We start from the raw sequence: 722 nt of genomic DNA on the forward strand, positions 1-722 counted from the left end.
ATATATACTGGTTAGGTTTGCTATATCAATATAATATCTCAATAAACAAAACACATAACAAATGCATCAACACGATTTGCTACATTCGGCGTTCTAGATTTCTTTGGGTTTATCGCATTAAGTGGTAAATTTGGGATTAATCTGCATGGTAGCAAACGTGTTATGCAGGCGTTATGTGCTTTTTTGTTACTTATAGGTGATCTTTCTTTTCTATTGAACTAGTGCACATTTTATTTATCGTGAAAGGTATACCTTAGTCTTTCTATTAATTAAGCAAAGAGTGTGAGTTATGATCAAACAATGGAAAAATAAACGCTTTGAACGCTGGGCTCTTACACGTAAAAAAGGACAGCTAAATTATGTGCTCAAACAAACCTTGCTCATTGGTGGCGCAGTTTTTTTTGGGTATTTGGTTGGGTTTATTGTTTTCGATAAAGTTCATTCATGGGAAGAATACCGATTAGACTTATATGTTCAAATTCCTTTTTTGTTCGTTTTTGGACTAATCCTGAATTATTTTGGATGGATAATAAATGAAGTGATTTACGAAAAAGAATATAAGAAAAGAGGGCTATCAAAACCATCAAATCCTAAGTAAATAAATATGGCATTTAAAGTTTGCTACGCACATAACAAATGCATCAACACGATTTGCTACACTCGGCGTTGTCAGTTTGCCTTTAGTTTCAGTGATTAAGGCAGTAAAATTCAGCTAAGTCTGC

The 722-nt window shown here is 33.5% G+C and carries 1 protein-coding gene; it reads left to right on the plus strand.

Annotation, left to right across the window (positions count from 1 at the left end; all coding sequences use genetic code 11):
- Positions 1-289: 289 nt before the first annotated feature.
- The gene (locus PVK62_RS17450; RefSeq protein WP_274445645.1) at positions 290-598 is read left to right on the plus strand and encodes a hypothetical protein; all 309 of its coding nucleotides are present in this window, start codon (positions 290-292) and stop codon (positions 596-598) included.
- Positions 599-722: the final 124 nt, after the last annotated feature.

The organism is Aliivibrio sp. S3MY1 (assembly GCF_028765575.1).
Lineage (GTDB): Bacteria > Pseudomonadota > Gammaproteobacteria > Enterobacterales > Vibrionaceae > Aliivibrio.